Raw genomic sequence first — 19,381 nt, forward strand, 5'->3', positions numbered from 1 at the left:
CGGCCTCCTGGGAGAATCGGATCCATGCCCCGCGTCGTCGCCCTCTACCGCTACCCCGTGAAGGGGTTCACCCCGGAAGCCGTGGATGCCCTCACCGTGCAGCCCGACGGTCGCGTCGCCGGAGACCGCGTGCTGGCCTTCCGCTTCGCCGACGCCGTCTCCCCCGAGCAGCGCGACGGCCTCGACTACTGGCCCAAGGCGAAGGGGCTGGCGCTGCAGGACTTTCCCTCGCTCGCCGCCCTGCGCCTGAGATACGACGAGCACGCCCTGCGCGTGCGCATCCTGCACGGCGCGGAGGTGCTGGCCGACGAGGGGCTCGATCCGGAGGGCCGCCGGGCGCTCGTCGAGGCGGTCACCGCCTTCGTGCTCGATTCCGCGGAGGGCGCGCGACTGCGCCGGCCCGGCAGACTCCCCCTGGAACTGGTCGGGGACGGCGTTCGATCCCGCTTCCAGGATCGCCCGCGCGGCTACGTCTCGCTCCACAGCCGCGCGAGCGTAGCCGACCTGAGCGCGGCGCTCGAAGCGCCCGGAGCGCCCGTCGACGACCGTAGGTTCCGATCCAACATCGTCATCGACGGCGTCGGGGCGTGGGAGGAGCTCACCTGGAGCGGGGCGGTGCGCATCGGCGGCATCGTGTTCCGCACCGAGGGGCCCATCGTGCGGTGCCTCGCGACCCACGCGAACCCCGATAGCGGCGTGCGCGATGCGCGGATCCTCACGACGCTGACGCAGCGCCTCGGGCAGAGCGAGCCGACGCTCGGCAGGCTGCTCCTCCCGGCCTCGCACGAGGGGCTTCCCGGCACCGTCCGCGTAGGCGACGAGGTCCTCCCGGAGTCGACCGTGTCGGTCTCGCCCGTTCCAGCCCGACTCTGCTAAACTCGACTCTTGGCTTGCGTGTGGTCAAATCCACACAGTCCGCGAGGTGCCCTCTCTCACCGAGCGGAACAACCCGTCAATTCTTATGTAGAAGGAGACCACTCACAGTGGCAAACATCAAGTCGCAGATCAAGCGCATCAAGACCAACCGCAAGGCGACCGAGCGCAACAAGGCCTACAAGAGCGAGCTCCGCACCCTCGTGCGCGCCACTCGCGAGGCCATCGCCGCGGGCGACAAGGCCGCGGCCGAGCAGAAGCTCGCCGTCGCCAGCAAGAAGCTCGACAAGGCCGTCTCGAAGGGTGTCATCCACAAGAACCAGGCCGCGAACCGCAAGTCGAAGCTCGCGACGAAGGTCGCCGCGCTCTAAGCGACTCGCACTCCGCAGTCTCACGAAAGGCCCCGCTCCGGCGGGGCCTTTCGCTTTCTCAGGCTCGTCGCGGTCGGCACCCGATGGATGCATACCCGCGAGACCGGTGATTCGCACGAGACCGGTGATTCGCGCCAGACCGGTCCCCGAGGGCCGATCTCTACCGGCCTTCCGCAAATCACCGGAGTTCTGACGGGCCGGATCACCGCCCGCGCTTCGCCACGAACAGCAGGAACTTCTCGAGCGCGTACTCGGGATCGCGGCTGCCGCCCTTCAGCATCCACTCCGTCTCAGCGGCGAGATCGATGCACCTCGCGAGATCCTCCTCGCGCCAGCCGCGCACCTCGCGCAGCGCGCGATCCACCTGCCAGGGCGCCATGCCGAGCTCCTTCGCGAGCTGCCCGCTCGAACCGGCCGCGCCGTAGACGCGGGCCATCGCGCGCACCTTCATATTGAGCGCGGCGAGCATGGGGATCGGATCAGTACCGGTCGAGAGCGCCTGGCGCAGCAGCACGAGCGCCTCGGCGCCCCGCCCGGCGGTCGCCGCATCCGCGACTTTGAACGCGTTGGTCTCGACCCGCCCCTCGGTGGCGCGGGTCACCTCCTCTTCGGTGAGGCGCACACCCGCATCGGATACGAGCTGCGCGCAGGCGCCCGCGAGCTCGCCGATGCCCCCGGAATAGGCCGCGACCATCATGCGCAGCGCTCCGGGGGTGATCTGCGCGCCCAGCCGACGGAACTCGGCCTGGGCGAAGGCCAGGCGATCCTGATCCTTCTTCACCTCGGCGCAGACGACCTCGACGCCGCCCGCGCCACCGCGCACCAGGTCGAGCAGCGCCTTCCCCCGCTGCCCGCCCGCGTGCCGCAGCACGAGCGTGGTGTCGTCGGCGGGTTCGGCGACGTAGCGCTTCGCGTCCTCGAGAAAGGCGTCCGAGCACTTCTCGACGCCCTCGACCCGGATGAGCCTCGGCTCGGCGAACAGCGAGGGGCTCGCGATGGTGAAGAGCTCGCCCGCGGTGTACGAGGCGGCGTCGACGTCGTGCACCTCGAGATCGCTGTGCGCTTCGAGCAGCGCGGCGCGGATCGCCTGACCCGCGCGGTCGGCGAGAAAGGTCTCGGGTCCGCTGATCAGCACGACCGGCTCGGGCCGAGCGTCGGTCCAGTCGACCTGCGGGATCTTGCTCTTCGAGCCTCTTGCTGCTGCCACCCTTCAACCCTAGTCGTCACCGCTGACGGGGACGGCGCGCTCGGCCCAGACCCGCAGCGCACCCGGCGGGCCGCTGACGGCGAGCGAGCCGTGGCGATCGGTGCGCAGGGTGCGGGACCCCGCTCCTTCGAACGCCGCCACCGTGTCCGTCGCCGGGTGACCGTAGCCGTTGTCTGCGCCGACCGAGATGAGTGCGAGTTCCGCCCCGGCGGCGCCCGCGAGGGCGTGATCCTGGTCGCGGCTGCCGTGATGCGCCACCTTCACCACCTCCGCCGAGAGGTCGGCGCCGCCCGCCCGGAGCACTCGCTGCTCGTCCTCTCCGGTGTCGGCCAGCAGCAGCGCCGTGACGCCCCCGGCCCGCACCCGGAGCACGACGCTGGCGGCGTTCGTGTCGGCGGGCACGCTGCCGGCCCGGGGAGCGAGCACCTCGTACGCGAGTCCGTCGTTCCCGCCGCGCTGCCCCGCAGCCCCGACCCGATACGGAACGCCGGCATCGCGAAGCTGTGCGAGCACGGGTCTGCCGGAACCGTCCGCGCGGTTCTCGGGGGCCACGAGCGCGGCGTCGGCGAGATCGAGCACCTCGCCCAGCGCGTCCACGTGATCGCGGTCGTCGTGCGTGAGCACGAGCAGGGCGAGTCGTCGCACGCCGAAGCGATCGAGGCAGGTGCGCAGTGCCTCCGGGTCGTCGCCGGTGTCGACCAGCATGACCCGCGCCGGGCTGGAGGGATCTCGCAGAAGCAGGGCATCGCCCTGACCGACATCGCAGGCGACGATGCTCCAATCGTTCGGCGTTCCGATCCTGTCGACCGCGGGCGCGATGAGCACCGGCCCGGTGAAGGCGCCGGCCGACGCGCAGAGCAGCCCGGCGACGAGGGCGCGGCCCCTCACCGAGAGCCCGCGTGTCCCCACCCAGGGCACTCGGCCGGCCTCGCGGTCCTCGGGCAGGCGGACCCTGCGGCTCGCGAGCGCCCAGGCGAGGAGCACGGCCGACTCGACTGCCGCGAGCAGCAGCGCGCCCGGCCACCCGTCGGGCCAGGGCCAGGTCGATAACGGGAGTCGCGCCGCGACCTCGGCGGTGGCCGAGATCCAGCGCGCCGGGAGGCCGGCGAGCATCACCGCGCACTCCCCCGCGGCGGCCGAGAACGGCAGGATCACCAGCGCGAGCAGACCGAGGCCCGTGCCGAGCGGTGCGGCCGGATCGGCGACCACGTTGGCGAGTATGCCGACCGCCGGAATTCCCGGCTGCAGGAAGAGCAGCAGCGGGCCGCAGGCGAGCTGCGCCGACAGCGCGACGGCGACCGGCAGCACGGCCCAGCGCGGCACCGGGAGCACACGGCGGAACAGCCGTTCGATCTCGGGCACGAGCAGCAGGATCCCCGCGGTCGCCGCCACCGAGAGCGCGAAGCCGGGCTGCAGGGCCTGCCAGGGGTTCGCGAGCAGCATCACGAGCATCGCCGCGCCGAGGCCCGGAAGCGAGACGGCCCGTTTGCCGCCGAACCCGGAGGCCAGTACGACGACGGCCATCAGGGCGGCTCGCTGCACGCTGGCATCGGGACCGACCACCAGCACGAACCCGGCCAGCATGGCCGCGGCGAGGAGGATCCTCGTTCGCCGCCCGGCCCCGAGACGGCCCGCGCACCAGATCGCAGCGCCGGTCACCAGCGCGCAGTTCGCCCCAGATATAGTTGTTCCCAGAGGTGGTACCGCCTTTGCAGTAAATCAGGAGATGCCAGGCAACAAACGCGACGCACAAGAGTCTCTGCCATCACGCAAGTTGCGCAGTAAGAGCGCAGCAGTGATCGCCGGCAAGGATGCGCGGCAGCGAGCAGCGCATTCGAAGACGTCCACGATGAGAACCACCGCGAGTCTGCAACGCAGGCGTTCGTATAAGCGCAGGGGTCTGATGCTCGTTGAGGTGACAGTTTGGTTAGGCAGCGAGTGCGACCTGTTTGTTCATGATGGTCTCGTACTCGACCGGCGTCAAACGTCCCAACCGGGCCTGTCTGCGGCGTCGATGATAGGTGCGCTCGATCCATGCCACGATTGCTGACCGGAGTTCGTCTCGGGTGGCCCAGGTCTTGCGATTCAGGACGTTCTTCTGGAGCAGGCTAAAGAACGATTCCATAGCCGCGTTGTCGCCCGCAGCACCCACACGCCCCATCGAGCCGGCCATCCTATGACCGGTGAGCGCGCGCTGTAGTTTCCGGCTTCGAAACTGAGATCCACGATCCGTGTGCAGCACACACCCTGCGACATCACCGCGGCGAAGCACAGCGTTGTTCAACGCGGTCACCGCAAGCGAGGAGGTCATTTGCGCGTCGATGGAGTAGCCGACAATCCGGTTGGAGAAGACGTCTTTCACCGCGCAGAGATAGAGCTTGCCTTCACCAGTCCAATGCTCGGTGATGTCCGAAAGCCATAACTCGTTCGGGGCAGCGGCCACGAACTCGCGCTGCACCAGGTCGTCATGAACGGGCGGGCCAGGCTTTCTGCCTTTCCCGCGGGCTTTCTTCTTCCCAAACGCTGACCACCACTGCTGATCACGACAAAGCCGCCACGCAGTTCTGTCAGCCATCTGCTCGCCGAGGCTCTTCGCTTCGTCTGCGAGGAACCGGTACCCGAACTCGGGGTCTTCAAGGTGGGCGTCGTGGAGCGCGTTCGCGCGATACGCCTGCGTAAGGTCACGCTCAGTCACTGGGTTGCGGAGCCAGCGGTAGTAAGGCTGGCGGGAAAGCTTCAATACCCGGCACGACACCACGACAGGGACCCCGTCATTGGCGAGCTCTTTCACGAGCGGGTAGAGCCTTTTCCCGGCAGATGCGCCTGCGAGAGATACGCGGCCGCACGACGAAGCACTTCCACTTCTTGCTCAAGGAGCTTGTTCCGTTTACGAAGCTCACGCAGCTCAGCATTCTCAGACCGGGTCACGCCGGGTTTCTGGCCCTGTTCAACGCGTTCCTCTCGAAGCCATTTATCGAGGGTTCCGACGTGGATGCCGAAGTCCTTCGCGATCTGCACGAGTGTCACTTCCGGGCCGCGATTTACCGCGATCCGGATGACGTCATCACGGAACTCTTTCGGGTAACGAGGAGGCATAGGTTCATCCTTCCAGGCCAGCCGAAACTAGCCATGTTGAATGTCACCTAAACGTGCATCAGACCCTACATGCTCCTCATACCGTTTGATCCCGCATGATTTACGCGGCATATCGTTCATTGACTCTCGGATCTGATTCCAGCAGCAGGCGCATCGTGCGTTTGGCGCGGGACAGCCGCAGCGATACCGCGTTTGCGGACATCCCCGTGATTGCAGCGCACTCCCCGACTTTCTGGTTCAGGACAAACACTCGGATCACAAGCGCTCGGCTGGCGTAAGGCAATTGCATGAGGGCGTTGTCAATGGCATCTCGGAGTTCTCGGAGCTCGAATTCGGCTTCGGGATTACCATGGACAGCGTGTTCCTCGTACCTGTCAGGTATTCCGACCACTTGCGAGCGGGGAGAACGGTGTTCGTCGATCACGCGGTTTCGCATGGAGTTCACGAGGTATCCGTTGACGTTGTGCGTCGGGCCGCGGCCTTTTGCCCAGAGCTGCATCGTCCGTTCAAGTACCTCGGCCAGGAGGTCTTCGCCGTCGAGGTACTGCTTACCGATGTGAGCGGCCATCGCGCTCAGATCAGTGATGCAGCCGGCAGCATTTTTCGCTGTTATCTCTTGCCAGTTTGAGCGGTCAGCGGACAAACCAGACCATGGAACAGCATGATCGTTGCTTGGTTCAGCCGACTTATGACACGCTTCTGCTTTCAGCGCCAGTACAGATTCCACCCGTTACCCCCTGTTTGAAAGGGCAACCACATGTAGCTGCCCGTCCTCTATTTCTGAGGCTAGGTAACGGTTAAGATCCTGCTGGGTGTTATCGAGGAATCTCACCCCTGTGAGTATCCCCTTCCCAAAATTCGATGAGTTCGAACCTGGAAGCGAGAGTGAGCGCTTCCGCGCGGTTCGTAGCACCAAGTTTCTTGTAGAGGGACTTCAAGTGTGTGCGAAGGGTTCCGACTGTGATGTACCGTGCGTTGGCGATTGCAGTGTTGGAAGCCCCTTGGCTGAGCATCTTCAAGATCTCGCGCTCCGTCGGAGTCAAGTTTGGCCTCTCAGCCCAGGTCAACGTTCGGTGATCTGTTGCGGCTGCCGAGAATACTGTTCGGAGCGCTGGATGCGACTCGGGAACGTGCGCATGAAGTTTGCCGAATGCTGTTTGCGGGAGGAGACGCAACGCGAATCGGAAGAGGCGCGGCGCGGGTCGGCTTCGCCAGGCTTCCTCTAGACGTAGTTGTGCCTGGTCATGGTTCCCGAGTTGAACGTGTGCCGCGATCCCCAGTAGTTGCGCGCAGATCGCGGTCCGAGGTTGGTTGGTGAGTTTCAGCGCAGCTGAAATCTCGTTGAGAGCTTCATCTGGTCGGCTGTCCCACAGGGCGTACGAGGCACGCGTGAGATGCGCATACACATCATTGCTATCGGAGATACGGTTGACCCATTTCAGCGCTTCGACTTTCGCTCCGATAGCGGAAAGCGCCAAGGTACCGGCCCAAGTGACGAACGTGCTTGGTCGATGATCGTCCCAGAAGTCTGCGCTGTCTATCAGCGCGGATTCGATTCTGTCGACCGTCGCCGCGTCTCGCGACGTGATGGCGAGGAGCATGAGGCCGAAGCCATCTGGCGATGAGCGGGTGTTGTGGGTTCCAAGTTCCGCGATGAACCTCTGCACCGCTTGCAGCGCTGCTCCATCGTTGCCGTCTTCAAGAGCGATGAACGAATGTGCCTGATTGAACGGATCGCAGATTGGTGCGACGCCGTCAGACTCAAGTGACCTCAGCCCAGCGTTGTCCATAACCGCTTCGAGGCAAACGGAGTCGAATTGGTGCAACCGGTCGGTCGCCTTACCCCAAGCGCTCATGGTCTCCGCCAGGACCAGCGCTTCCTCGGGCCGATCGAGTTGCAGCGCCGACCAATAGCCGAGGAAACATGCGTCAACAATCTTGAGTCGGTCTGTTTCGTTCGCGTTCGCGTGCACCGCAAGCTCGGCCTCGGTGATCAACTCAACGAGGCTGTGAAGGTACCTCTCGGCGGTCTTCCGGTTCCCTGCCGCGGAGGCTGCGTATCCGATGCAACCGACTCTTGACACCTCATTGAACCAGCCTGTTGCGGTTTCGCGGCGAAGTTCGACAAGTACCTCTTGGTCTTGGACACGCAAACGAGGTGAGAACCCTTCCGTCCGCAGAACGAACTGGTTGCGCATCATCATGAGCATCGGATGGCGTTGCGCAGTGATCGAGGGATCCTGCTGCACCATTTGCGCGGTTCGCGTGTCGGACAGGAGCAGTAGTCGGCGATAGGCCTGCTTCGCAAGTTCTTCAGCCTTGTCGACCCAACCGAGTTCCAGAAGGATACGTAGCTCGAGCACAAGGCGACCGGCCTTCTGAACTCTTATCAGCCCTCGATTCAGTCGTCCTTGAGTTTCCTCGCGGCTCTCATTTGCTTTCAACGACTCCCAGGACGCAGGGGTCCACACGCACTGCTCGTCTCCCGTTTCGCCATCTTCATCGGCATCGAAAAGCGGCAGCGCGACGAGCCTGGAGATCATTGCATCAGCTTGTCGTCGCCCACCAGCCGCACAATCGATAAGGTCCGCAGTGAAGCTGGGAAGCTCGAACGCGCTGCTCAAGACGGCCCCGATATGAGAGCGCCTGAAGGTACTACCTGTCGCGCTCTCCGCTCGAATCATGTTGAGGAGCCCAGCTTCAACAGTGGGACTGGTGTGCGTCCAAGCCCCCTGTCCTCCACGAGAGAGCATCCTGGTGATCCGTTTCCCGATGAGCGCGGCGCATCCTCGTTCCTGGCCGCCAACAAGGGTGTCGAATACCGCCCCCGAAGTCGCGAGCAACGCACTCAATTCCTGAAGCTCGATCGCGTCGAACGCGAGATCCTGCTCATGCATGATGACATGGGTCAGCGAAGTGTTCTGGTCGAATACTGTCTCCGGTGGCGCGTCATACGATGCGACCACCGCAGTTGCCCAAGGGCGAGCGTTCAATGCCTCGGAAAGACCCTCCCAGAAGCCGTCTTGGACGTCTCTGGCGTCGATGCAGACGAGTACCGAAGACTCGGGCTCAGTGGACGCGGCATCGAGCTGCGCGCCGATGTCGGCGCCGGCTTCCGCCCACATGACCTGTGTTGTCGGATCTTGTCGCTGAAAGTATTCAGCGCCTTGCAGCATGAACGTTCGTTTGCCCCACCCGGGCAAGGTTGCGAGCACAAGAAGTCTGGGCAGAGCCGACCACACCGATTCAAACCTAGATCGATATACGAGTCGCTCTGCCTCATTCCACCATTTCATGTCTACTCCCTCGCCAGACCATACGCGCGGTGCTGGCGCCCACAGCTAACTACTCATTCGCGTCCGCTTCAAGAGATGCTGGTTCAGTATTGTCCGAAGATGAACGCTTTTGCCGGCGAGATTCGGCCAATTGCGCATCGGCGTATCCGGCTCGCCACGCATATATCCCTAGCCCGATGGTACTCACACCCAGGATAAGTAGCCACCAGGGGAAACGGGGCACGTCCGGTTGCTTATGAGCACGTTCCAGATCCGCCTTTGGCGTGGGGGTAACTCGTTCGCCGGTGACGAGAATGCGGTGTGTGTTGATACCCAGAGGCGTACAGGTGACCAAGGTCACGAGGTCTTCGCCTTCGACAGCTCGCAACGAATCAGTGTCCTCGGGGTCCACGACCTTGGTATCAATGACCTGATACGTCAGGACTTCTCCGAGCACCTGGATCGTGAAGGTGTCGCCTTTCTTGACCTTGTCCAGGTCCGTGAACATTCGCGCTGATGCGAGCCCACGGTGCGCGGTGATCACAGAATGAGTACCGTCGCCGCCAATGGGCAGGTGTGACCCTTCCAGATGCCCAGCACCACGGAGCAGTGTTTCGTCCGAGGTTCCGTGGTAGATGGGAAGGTCAACGTCGATTCCCGGAATCATGAGGCGCGCCATCAGCCCGGTCTTATCCACGGCAAGCAGTTTGTTGTAGTCGAGCGACGGGTCGGTGCTCGTACCGGTGCCGGAAGGTACGTGGGCGTTCGCCTTGAGCTCGACACCGGAGGTCAGCGCGTCGTTGTACTCTTTCGCGAGCTTCAGCTGCTGCGCCGCATCGGGATCGGTGTTCTCGGCCTTCGCCGCGTAGTCGCCGGTGATCTGCGACTGGTTGTATTGAGTAACCCATGCTGAGGCCGTGGGGTACAAGAGAACCGCAAGGCCAAGGACTCCGCAGGTGACGATCGTCCAGGTGAGCCAGCTTGGGCGCCATCGCCGCTTTTGTCGCTTCGCAGGCGTCGCTCGTTCCCCGTGCCTGGGTTCGTCTTGTGACATGAGGGTTTCGGTGACCATGGTTCCTTGGAGTTTCGTCATACGCGATGGGCGGTGGGACGCGCACTGCGCCCCACCGCCCTGGGATTCAATCCCGGTTATCGATCAGCGGTTTGCATGCTGCTGACGACGGCGGATGCTGTACAGCGTCACGCCGAGCGCGATGAGCACAATGCCACCAGCAACCAACATGATCTGACCCTGCGCGCCGGTGAGGGGCAGGCCGGGCACGGTGGTCTTCTCGTTCTCGACCGTGAGGTCGACGCCGGTGGTCGTCCCGGTCTTCACGGTGATCGAGAAGTTGGGGTCGCTCGGCAGCACGTAGCCGGCCGGGGCGACGGTCTCCTTCACCCAGTAGCAGCGCTGAGGCGCGTTCTGCGGGGCATTCACGCTATCGGAGACGAAGAGGCCGGCGATGTTCACCACACCGTTCGCGTCCGAGGTGAACTCGGTCGAGCCGTTCACCGAGATGGCCGAACCGGTCGGCGAGGTGGTGGTGCAGTCGGCGGCGTAGGGGTTGTCGGCGGCGTACACCTCGAACTTGGCGCCCTTGAGCGTGGACTCGCCATCGGCCTTGTCGACCTTCAGCAGCTTCGCGTCGCCCCAGTTGGTGTACACGGGCGGGGTGGTGATGCAGGGGTCCTCGGGATCGTCCGGGTTGCAGGGCTCGGGCTCGGTCGGCGGATCCGTCGGCTCGCCCGGCTCGTGCGAGATCCGTGCGTTCGCGACGTTCTCGATGGCGCCGACCTTGGTGACGGTGCCGGAGACCGTGACGATGACCTTCTTGCCGCCCTGCGTCTTGAGCCACTCCAGGCCGTCGGCGTTGAACCAGACCTTCACGGGGTTGTCGCCGTCGGCGGTCTGCGAGTAGTAGGAGCTGTCCACGTCGGTGCCGTCGACCTTCACGCTGACGACCTTCACGTCAGTGAACGCGTCGCTCATGTCATCGACGATGCCGAACTCGGTGAAGTAGTTCTCGGCCGGGATGCGCGGCACGCTCGCCGAGATCGGGAAGCTGACGGTCTCGCCGAGGCCGACCTTGGTCTGCTCGTCCACGGTCTTCGTGAGCTCGGACTTCAGCGTGTTCTTCGGGTAGACGTGCACGTCATAGAGCCAGCCATTGCTGTTCGACGGAGCGCCAGCCTGATTGTCCGGGAACGGAATCGTCACGATGAACGGCTGAGCGGGCGTATCCACATTGGCAGGAACACTCGTCTCACATACGAGGTACGCACCGACATCCAGGCCGCCGAAAGTCAGCTCGCCGTCGGCGTCAGTGGTTCCAGTGCCAGCGGACGCACCCTTGATCGAGGTGCCATTGAGCGTCGCATCGCAGTCGGACACAACTGCGGCATTGACATCATCCCAGCCCTGGTTCGTGGTCAGGTCGATTCCGGTCAGCGAGTAAGCCGTGAAACCGGCACCCTCGATCGGGTTCGGTAGCGTCGAGCCGCCAGCGGGATCGCCGATTACCGCAGTGCCACCCTGGTTCTCGTGCTTGTGAACGGTAATCGAACCGGTTGCATTGGCATCGATATCACCGAACGCAGGCGCAGCCTGGGCAGCTGTGACGCCCAGAAGTCCTGCGATACTCAGCGCCGCGACTCCCGCCGCAGCGACCACCCGGCGGCGCCGGGAGGTGGTCTGTACAGTCATTGGGTTTCCTTTCTTCATCTGCGGGAGTCCGCAGAAGTCTTTGTGATGGGTCTTTTCAGCGACAGATCAGGCCGCAATGGCGTCTGATCCGGGCGAAGCTCGTCTCATCGAGTACCGCCGGTAGAGCGCGCCAGCGATGAGCAACGCGACGAGAATGCCGCCGAGGATCAAGAACAGATCCGTACCCAGCCCACCGGTCAGCGGGATCACGAGCGCTGGCCTGAGGTAGTTGACGATCGGACCGAGATCCGCTTCGAGAGTCTGTCCGGAGTCAGTACCGATGTCGAAGTGGTGCACCTCATCGCTCAGCAGGTACCCTGCGGGTGCCTGCTTCTCGGTGAGGGTGTATGCTCCGGCGGGCAATGCGGTCACCGTGAAGTAGCCGGCCCGATGGTCCTTGTCGATCTGGTCGGCGCAGCCCGCCGCCGTACTTGCGACGCAGTCCTTGACGGTCACCGTAGTGGAGTCGCTCCCTGACGGGCCGGTGAGGGTCCAGACGGAGCCCTGCAGCCGGTTGCCGTCGCTGTCGGTCTTGCTCCAGTCGACTTCACCTTCGACGACCGGCGTATTGGTGAACGTGCACGTGATGTTCTTGCCACCGGCCGCCTCAGGGACCGTGATCGAGCCGGTTGTCGTCCCCGCACCCGTTACGTTGACCGGCGCGCCGGTGCCGTCGATAACGCAGTTCAGGGATGAATCGTAGGCTGCAAGATTCGCGCCCGTCTCGGTGAGCTCCAGTTCGGAACCGGTCTGCACCCAGGTAGGGCCGGTCTTCTCCGCCAGGATGGTGCTGCCGCTGACGCGCGTCTGCGCCGTCGCCGAAGCGACCTCGTTGCCCTCGTGCGCGACGCTCAGCGTGAATTGGTCATTCGACTCGCCACCGTCACGCAGGTCCTTCTGCACTGTAAGCGTGGTCGGACTGTTCGACGCGCATGAGGCCATGTCGGTATTGAATCCGGACTGTTGTGATGCGCCCGACCCGGTGTAATGGGGGTTCTCCGCCGCCGGTCCTTGCAGCACCAGCGCTCCCGACAGGGGATTGACCTGATAGATGTAGCGGGTCGTGCTAACGTACAGGTCTCCATGCTCACCGACGGCGATACCGTTCACCTCTGAGCTGTAGTTGCTGCTCACGGTCTTCCCCGGAGTAATCTTCGACGGCCACGAGTTGTACCCGCCCCCTTCCGTGCGGTTCGCTGCGAGGTCCGCGGCAGTCACCGTCGTCACGTAGAGCTTTCCGCCGCCCTGTCCGACGATATAAAGGTTGCCCGCCTCGTCAAAGGCGATGTCGCCGTTGACCGCAGAGGCGCCGACAGACACACGACCGGTCACGTAGCTCTTACCCGTGGTGAGATCGATCTCGCGGATTACGAAGTAGCCGCTTTGGAAACCGCCCCACACGTAGTGACCGGTCTTGGGATCGATCGCGCCGGCAACGGGCGCATTGGTGACTTCGTACGAGTAGGGGAACGTACCGTTGCTACTGCCTCCGCTCCACAACTTCCAGGTGCCGCCCGGCTCCTTCACCATCAACCGGATTCGCAGGTTGTAGTTCTGTCCCAGGTCGGAGCGCGCCACATAACCGCGCGCATAGGCGTACATGGTGCCATCGCTGGCGCGCGCAAGCCCGTTCACACCGATCTTCACCGGTGACTCAGGTGATGCATACGAGGGTGTCCAACTGTTGTAGACAGACGCCCAGCTGCCGACTGCGGCAGTGGCGCCATCAGATTCCTCTACAGACCAGACTCGACCGTTTTGCGTCACCCCGAGCAATTGGGAGGGTTCACAGGTTCCGATCGGCTCCGCCGGCTTCGGCTTGTTCGTGAACGTGCAGGTGACCGCAGTGCCGTTGGCAGAGGCCGGGACCGTGTAATCGAACGTCGTTCCCGTGCCGGATGCGACCTCGGTATCCGATTCGTTCACGCAGACGTACGTCGAGTCGTAGTGCGCAAGACTCGTCCCACCGATACCCGTCTCGGTGAAGGAGTAGGTGCCCCCGGGGAGCGCAGGAATCGGGCCCGCGATCGCCGCTGCGTCATCCTGGACGCCCTTGGCGTCGCCCGAAGTCTCGCCGTACGCCGCCTCGGAGTCCGACGGGATTCCGGAACCGGTGATGCGCAGAGCGAACTGATCGGCCGAATCCGCCCGGTCGACGATCTCCTTCTGCAGCGTCAGCGTGTTGGGGTTGGCGCACGAGGCGAAGTCGGTGATGTACGACTGGTAGGTCCCAGACATATTGCCCAAGGGCGTATCCGTGCCGGTCACGGGGTTGATCCGATGCAGCGTCCGCTGCACCCCACCATTGCCGTTAGCCGACGACGCCGCGTAGATGTAGCCATCCGCTCCCCACGCGACGCTGTGGTAGGTGCGAGTGGCTTCGCTGAGCCGCACCACCTTCTTCGCACCCTGCACGAGTACGGTCGGGGAGGAGTTCTCGACCGCCGTAGCAATGCTCGCCGCCGGGATCACCCACAGGTTCTGATTCGCGGCGGTCGCCGACCCTGAACCATTGGTCGCAAGGATGTACATATTCCCCTGCGGATCGAACAACAGGTCACCCTGGCCTGCGTCGTGGCCGAGGTTCATCCGGAACTGATTCACCAGCTGATTCGATCCGGGCTCGTACGCAGAGAAGCGCCAATAGTTGCTTCCGGCACTTTCACGGCCCCCGACCCAGTAGACGTCGTCGACGGGATTCACAGCGCCAGCAATGATCGAATGCCCGAGATTTGTGGTGCGAGTCGCAACGGTTGAGGCGTCGCCAGTGGCAGCAGAGAACTCTCTCACCGTAAGCGTCGCGGGAGATCCACTGTCACTGAAAAGCGCGTACGCAGTTCCACCATCAGACGTAATGCCCATCGCGTTGGCCTGACCGGCAGTCGTCGGAATTGTTCCGAAACTTCCGACTTTCGTCGTCGCGCGTGTGGTGAGATTGACCTGCAAAATACTGGCATCCGAACCCGGCGTTTGATACCCGGATAGCGCGTACACGTCCTGGGGACTGCAAAAGTCGAATGAGGTCGCACGCGAGCTCACCGGCTTCTGCTGGGCCGAAGAATCGGTATCACCTTTGTCGCTATTTTCGTCGGACGGCTCGACAGCCTCGTCTTCCGTCTCGCCTGATTCTTCCGATTTCTCGTCAGTCGTCGAGTCATCGGTTACTTCCGTCGACTCTTCACTTTCGGCCACATCCGCGGAAGCGTCGGAACCGCTCTGCTCATCGGCTGTTTGTGTGGTTTCTTGAGACTCTTGCGTCTCAGAGACATCGTCTCCCGAGTCCAGCGCCTGCGCGGGGAGAACTGCGGAGGAGGCAAGCACACCGCAGAGAAGCAGCGTCGACAGAACACGTCCGCACGCTTTCAAGCGAGATCTTGAACTCTGGTTCACGCCCAAACGATTCCCGTTATGCGTACGCCGCATCACACTTCCCCTCTTTGATGTCCAGACAGTCATGTCGAACGCGTTCCTGAGATGAGATCAGGTGCCTTGCTCGCAGGCAGAGATACCCCTCTCAGTTAGAACCACGAGCTCGATCTGAAAATCTGTCTCAAGCCCCCGAGACCCGGCGTGTCGGTCCGAGAAGACGTCATTCAGAGGCGAGCAACTTCGGCTCATTTGTCGCCTGCCAACACGTCAGCTCGCGTGGTGATGGCGTCACCGGGCCGAGGAACTTCGGATGACGCGTATCCTCGAAATTCATTGCTTTCAGAGGTCGCTCGCAGACTCACTCGAAGCTCATCACCCAGCGATCCATCACCGTCGAAGACGAACGTGCCGTGCAATGGCCGATCACCGGTGTCTTCGCACCGGACGCTGCTTGTGGACTCATCGCAGTCCCAACCGTCGGGAGTGTATTTGAGTGACAACGATTCTGGGAAGGCGAGCTCGAACTGCTCCTGCTCCCAGCTATCACTGTCGATGGAAAATCCGACCGTGACCCGCACATCACCGCGGTTCTCAACCGACATGGTCAGGGCGCCGGATGGTACGGGCGGAGTTACGGGGTCCGCGTACCTGCAGATCGCAAGTCCGCCGATTGCACCAGCCAACAGGCCCAAGGAAGCTCCCGTCGCCGCCCACCGCCATCGAGGCCTCGGCTCGCCGGAAGCATCCCCACTTGACTTTTCGATAGGCCCGGGCTTGCCCGCGGAATCCTTTGCCCCGTACGACAGTGCGGTCGAGTCGCTGGTCAGTGCGACTGCAGGTGTCGAGCTGTTGACAGTGAGGGCGAGGAGACCACCGATGCCGAGTGCCGAGGTAATCGATCCGAATCGACTCCACGCTGCGCGGCAGCGGTCACATCCGGTGATGTGTGCCATCCCTGCAGCGCCGCCGTTTCGCGTCTCTTCGATGTCCTCCTCGATAACATCCGGCAGTTGCTCAGCGGCATCACGACATACTGGCGGAGCTCCCTCGACCAGAGCTTCCTGCAACGTCGCCCGACGCAATGCGATCTTCGAACGGCGATGTAGTGAATACACGGCATTCGGAGATTTGCCGAGTTCCTCGGCCAAGTCCGCAGGCTTCAGATCCTCTGCGTAGATTCCGATCATCACGCGGCGCTGGTCCGGCACCAACCGCTTCAACGCGCCTTGCACCCAGCGCTTTTCCCGGTCGAACTCGACGAGCTTGGAAGGATCCTCATCGGAGGCGAAGTCTTCAGTCTCATGCAGGTTCCTGGTCTGCGATCGAGGTGAACGGGCCTCGTCAATGACGCGGTTGTGCATCGTGCGAACCAGGTAACCGACAACACCATTTGCCGGCCCCTCACCTTCCGCCCAGAGTCCGAGCAACTTCTCAACCGCATGCGCCTGCAGGTCCTCAGGCTCCAACAGCCCCTTCGCCTCCCGACGGGAGATCACCGCAAGTCGAGGCATCACCTCGACCAACAACTGCGAAGCGGCCATGCGATCGCCCTCCCGAGCGAGCTGCGCAAGCCTATCCAGCTCGTCCTCGTCCATCTACGCCTCTCTCCGCATTGCCGGCACAAACGAGAATCGGCCGCCGCTATTGGGGAAATTGGGGAAGCGACGGCCGATTAGATTCAGATGAGTTGAACTCCAACCTGAACCTACTGTGCAAGGTTGACCATGTTGGGGGGGGGAAGACCAATCTTGCACAGCCCACTTAGAGAAGATCAACGCCGAATTAGCTCGACCCCTCTACAAGAAACAACGAGACAAGGCAGAGAATCTGTCATTCGTTCGAGAGAAAGCTGCAGACGCTGGCTCACACCGCGCATGAATGGCGTGGGAGGGAGGGCACTGGATCCCTTTCAAGCGCGGAGAGCCGACTACCTATCTATCGGTCCTAGACCGAGAAACTCGCGTGGATCGCGAATACCGACTCGAAGCTACATTACGCCGTCTACCTGCGCAAAGAAGGCCTCGGTCTGATCATCCATATGCCAGGGCCCCGTGTTCGTGAAAGTGCCACGCTCGTTCGTGAAAGACCAAAACCGGATCCTCGCCGCCGTCGCGCATGGCCTGCCCACCGGGCGCATCGTGTCGGTCAACACCAAGATCCCCCTCATCACCCGCACCACCCTCGGATTCCGTTCAACCGATTCCCTCATCGCCCTCACCAGGCTCAGCCTCGACGGCCACCGCCCCGCACTCCCCGGCCGGTGACTCACGGATCATTCAGAAGCGCCCAAAAAGTCACCTGTTCCAAGTATTTCAAGGTGGGTTACAAATAGCGTTTGACCGGGGAAAAGTAGTTCACAAATTGCTCACCGTCGTCTAAGAACGAAGCATCAAATTTGCCAGATATAGTTGCTACCAGAGGTGAGTGATATGAAGCAGCTAATAGTCCGCGAATACCTGCGGGTGTCCCGCGACGACAAGAAGACGGGCAAGTCGCCCGACCAGCAGCACCACGAGAACGTCGCCGCGTTCGCCAGGGAGGGCTTCGAACTGCACCCGTCGGAGCCGTACCGCGACGTGGACAGGTCTGCGTCCCGCTACGCCCGGGGCGAGCGAGAAGACTTCGAGCGGCTCGTCTCGGACCTTGAGACCGGACGCTTCGGCGCTGACGTGCTCGCGATCTGGGAGTCGTCGCGTGGCTCGCGCCGGGTGAGCGAGTGGTCACGGCTCATCGAGCTCTGCGAGGAGACTGGCGTCAAGATCTGGGTCACGACGCACGGCAGGTTGTACGACCCTGCCAATGCCCGCGACAGGCGCTCGCTGCACGAGGACGCCGTCGACGCAGAGTACGAGAGCGACAAGACGAGCGAGCGCATCCGTCGCAACGTCCGAGACGCGGCGAAGGAGGGCAAGCCCCACGGAAAGAACCTTTACGGCTACCGACGGGTCTACGACCCCCAGACGAGGGAGCTCGTGCGGGTCGAGGAGCACCCCGACCAGGCGCCCGTCGTGAAGGAGGCGGCGCGCAGGGTCATGGCCGGCGAGTCGTTCCACGGGATCGCCAAGGACTTCAACGCGCGCGGCATCGCCCCGCGGCGGCCAAAACGCAAAGAGCACCGCGAACACAGCGGGTGGGACGGGAGCGCGGTGAAGCAGATGCTCTCCATGCCCGCGTATGCGGGCAAGCGCCAGCACCGCGGCGAGGTGGTGAGCGACGCCGTGTGGCCGGCGCTCATCGAGCACGAGCAGTGGCTGAAGCTGCAGGCGGTGATGTCGCCGCCCGAGCGGAAGCGCCCCGAGGCATACCGCGAGTTCAAGCACCTGCTGAGCGGGCTGGCGTTCTGCGACGTGTGCGGGGCTCCGCTCAAGGTCGGCAAGCAGAACGCCGGCGGCAGGAAGATGGTGCCGGTGCTCGACGAGGACGGCAACGCCGTCATGGGCAGCGACGGGAAGCCCGAGATGCAGGTCGCGATGAAGCAGCGGCTGACCCGCGACCTGCGGCCGATGTTCGACGAGAACGGCGAGCCTGTGATGGTCGTCGACCGGCCGCACTACCCGACGTACCTGTGCGCAGGGAACTCCGGCAGGCAGGTGCCCGGCGAGAAGGCGGGGTTCCACGTCGCCATCAAGCAGGAGTCTCTGGACCTGATCGTCGAGGAGCTGCTGCTCGCGAGGCTGGAGCGTCCAGATTTTCTCGCGAGTATCGGTGATCGCGGCGACAGCACGGAGCAGGAGCGCCGGGACCTGCTCGCAGAAATTGACAGCCACCGCGAGTGGCTGGAGCAGGTCAGGGAGCGCGCAGAACAGGAGCGGAACCTGGACCTGCTGTTCGACCAGCAGGCCCGCGTGGAGCCGAAGATCGCCGAGGCGCAGCGGAGGCTGGAGCAGCTCGCCGAGGTGGACCCCTGGGTGCTGGGCCTCGTGCGCGAGGGCAGCATCCGCGAGGCCTGGGCGGAGATGGAGCTGCTCTCGAAGAGGCGGCTGATCGCTGCAGTGCTCGCACCTCGCGTGAAGCGCGGCGTCCGAGGCCAGAAGGGCATCCACCCGGAGCGTGTGGTGCCGGGCTGGAAGTAGCACGACGGTGCCTGCTCGCCCCGCGCCTCCGCTCCCGCTGCGCCACGGAGAGGGCGACGAGACGGGCGCCTGCAGAGCCTCGTGGCGTCTGGCGACCTCTCGGGGTCCGCGGCTGCGCTCCCGCTGCGCCTCGGACGGTCGATGGGGAGGGAGAGCTCGTCGGGCATGAGGCCGCTCGGGCGGACGGGCGCATGGCGGTGGGCTGCGTGAGGTCGCTTGATGCAGCTGAGCACGTTCAGAAGGTGTCACAGACCGTCTCGGAGCCTCTAACGTCTATATTTTCGAGCCAACGTCTATCGCAACGTCTATCGTTTTGGATGTCATGTTTGCTGGTTTATCAGCAGATACTTCAGATTTATAGACGTTATAGACGCTATAGACACTAGGTAGTTCTCACACGTATGCGCACA

Annotated in this window: 13 protein-coding genes; 4 read left to right on the forward strand and 9 right to left on the reverse strand. The window is 63.5% G+C overall.

Annotated elements, in window-relative coordinates; all coding sequences use genetic code 11:
- Positions 1–24: 24 nt before the first annotated feature.
- Together KVY00_RS01830 and rpsT are read left to right on the forward strand one after the other, a co-directional pair.
- Positions 25–876: an MOSC domain-containing protein gene (locus KVY00_RS01830; protein ID WP_223044059.1), complete on the forward strand. Its 852-nt coding sequence runs from the start codon at positions 25–27 to the stop codon at positions 874–876.
- Between the two features lie 107 nt (positions 877–983).
- The gene (gene rpsT, locus KVY00_RS01835) at positions 984–1,244 is read left to right on the forward strand and encodes a 30S ribosomal protein S20 (protein WP_223044060.1); all 261 of its coding nucleotides are present in this window, start codon (positions 984–986) and stop codon (positions 1,242–1,244) included.
- 202 nt (positions 1,245–1,446) lie between these two features.
- Here the strand turns inward: rpsT and holA are convergent, their stop codons facing one another.
- The 9 genes from holA to KVY00_RS01880 all read right to left on the reverse strand — a co-directional run bounded on the left by holA (position 1,447) and on the right by KVY00_RS01880 (position 16,493).
- Positions 1,447–2,451 (reverse strand): DNA polymerase III subunit delta, encoded by a 1,005-nt coding sequence (gene holA / locus KVY00_RS01840; protein WP_223044061.1) that lies wholly within the window; start codon positions 2,449–2,451, stop codon positions 1,447–1,449.
- A 9-nt stretch (positions 2,452–2,460) separates the two neighbouring features.
- Positions 2,461–4,146, reverse strand: coding sequence for a ComEC/Rec2 family competence protein (locus tag KVY00_RS01845; protein WP_223045137.1), 1,686 nt, complete (start codon positions 4,144–4,146; stop codon positions 2,461–2,463).
- A gap of 232 nt (positions 4,147–4,378) precedes the next feature.
- Positions 4,379–5,547, reverse strand: a protein-coding gene (locus KVY00_RS01850) for an IS3 family transposase (RefSeq protein ID WP_223044062.1) whose coding sequence is annotated in 2 segments (ribosomal slippage) — positions 4,379–5,260 and positions 5,263–5,547 — 1,167 coding nt in all. Because the reading frame shifts where the segments join, the coding sequence is not laid out codon by codon here.
- Between the two features lie 100 nt (positions 5,548–5,647).
- Positions 5,648–6,274: an RNA polymerase sigma factor gene (locus tag KVY00_RS01855; RefSeq protein WP_223044063.1), complete on the reverse strand. Its 627-nt coding sequence runs from the start codon at positions 6,272–6,274 to the stop codon at positions 5,648–5,650.
- Positions 6,275–6,362: 88 nt separating this feature from the next.
- Positions 6,363–8,723, reverse strand: coding sequence for a helix-turn-helix transcriptional regulator (locus KVY00_RS01860; protein ID WP_223044064.1), 2,361 nt, complete (start codon positions 8,721–8,723; stop codon positions 6,363–6,365).
- Positions 8,724–8,892: 169 nt separating this feature from the next.
- Positions 8,893–9,894 carry a class C sortase gene (locus tag KVY00_RS01865; RefSeq protein WP_255572711.1) on the reverse strand — a complete coding sequence of 334 codons (1,002 nt, stop codon included), beginning with the start codon at positions 9,892–9,894 and terminating at the stop codon, positions 8,893–8,895.
- Between the two features lie 84 nt (positions 9,895–9,978).
- The gene (locus KVY00_RS01870; protein WP_223044065.1) at positions 9,979–11,529 is read right to left on the reverse strand and encodes a SpaH/EbpB family LPXTG-anchored major pilin; all 1,551 of its coding nucleotides are present in this window, start codon (positions 11,527–11,529) and stop codon (positions 9,979–9,981) included.
- Positions 11,530–11,595: 66 nt separating this feature from the next.
- Positions 11,596–14,919: a prealbumin-like fold domain-containing protein gene (locus KVY00_RS01875; RefSeq protein WP_223044066.1), complete on the reverse strand. Its 3,324-nt coding sequence runs from the start codon at positions 14,917–14,919 to the stop codon at positions 11,596–11,598.
- Between the two features lie 224 nt (positions 14,920–15,143).
- Positions 15,144–16,493 (reverse strand): sigma-70 family RNA polymerase sigma factor, encoded by a 1,350-nt coding sequence (locus KVY00_RS01880; RefSeq protein WP_223044067.1) that lies wholly within the window; start codon positions 16,491–16,493, stop codon positions 15,144–15,146.
- Between the two features lie 462 nt (positions 16,494–16,955).
- Between KVY00_RS01880 and KVY00_RS01885 the strand changes: the two genes are divergently transcribed.
- Both KVY00_RS01885 and KVY00_RS01890 read left to right on the forward strand, forming a co-directional pair.
- Positions 16,956–17,162 carry a transposase gene (locus KVY00_RS01885; protein WP_255572840.1) on the forward strand — a complete coding sequence of 69 codons (207 nt, stop codon included), beginning with the start codon at positions 16,956–16,958 and terminating at the stop codon, positions 17,160–17,162.
- A 165-nt stretch (positions 17,163–17,327) separates the two neighbouring features.
- On the forward strand, positions 17,328–18,971 hold the full coding sequence (locus tag KVY00_RS01890) for a recombinase family protein (RefSeq protein WP_223044069.1): 1,644 nt from the start codon (positions 17,328–17,330) through the stop codon (positions 18,969–18,971).
- Positions 18,972–19,381 lie beyond the last annotated feature (410 nt).

Source organism: Leucobacter tenebrionis (assembly GCF_019884725.1).
Classification (GTDB): domain Bacteria; phylum Actinomycetota; class Actinomycetes; order Actinomycetales; family Microbacteriaceae; genus Leucobacter; species Leucobacter tenebrionis.

Coding starts and splice junctions, on each gene's coding strand:
- KVY00_RS01865 (WP_255572711.1), bottom strand. CDS start 9,894: ATGGTCACCGAAACCCTCATGTCACAAGACGAACCCAGGCACGGGGAA.
- KVY00_RS01870 (WP_223044065.1), bottom strand. CDS start 11,529: ATGACTGTACAGACCACCTCCCGGCGCCGCCGGGTGGTCGCTGCGGCG.
- KVY00_RS01860 (WP_223044064.1), bottom strand. CDS start 8,723: ATGCTGCAAGGCGCTGAATACTTTCAGCGACAAGATCCGACAACACAG.
- KVY00_RS01890 (WP_223044069.1), top strand. CDS start 17,328: ATGAAGCAGCTAATAGTCCGCGAATACCTGCGGGTGTCCCGCGACGAC.
- KVY00_RS01880 (WP_223044067.1), bottom strand. CDS start 16,493: ATGGACGAGGACGAGCTGGATAGGCTTGCGCAGCTCGCTCGGGAGGGC.
- KVY00_RS01830 (WP_223044059.1), top strand. CDS start 25: ATGCCCCGCGTCGTCGCCCTCTACCGCTACCCCGTGAAGGGGTTCACC.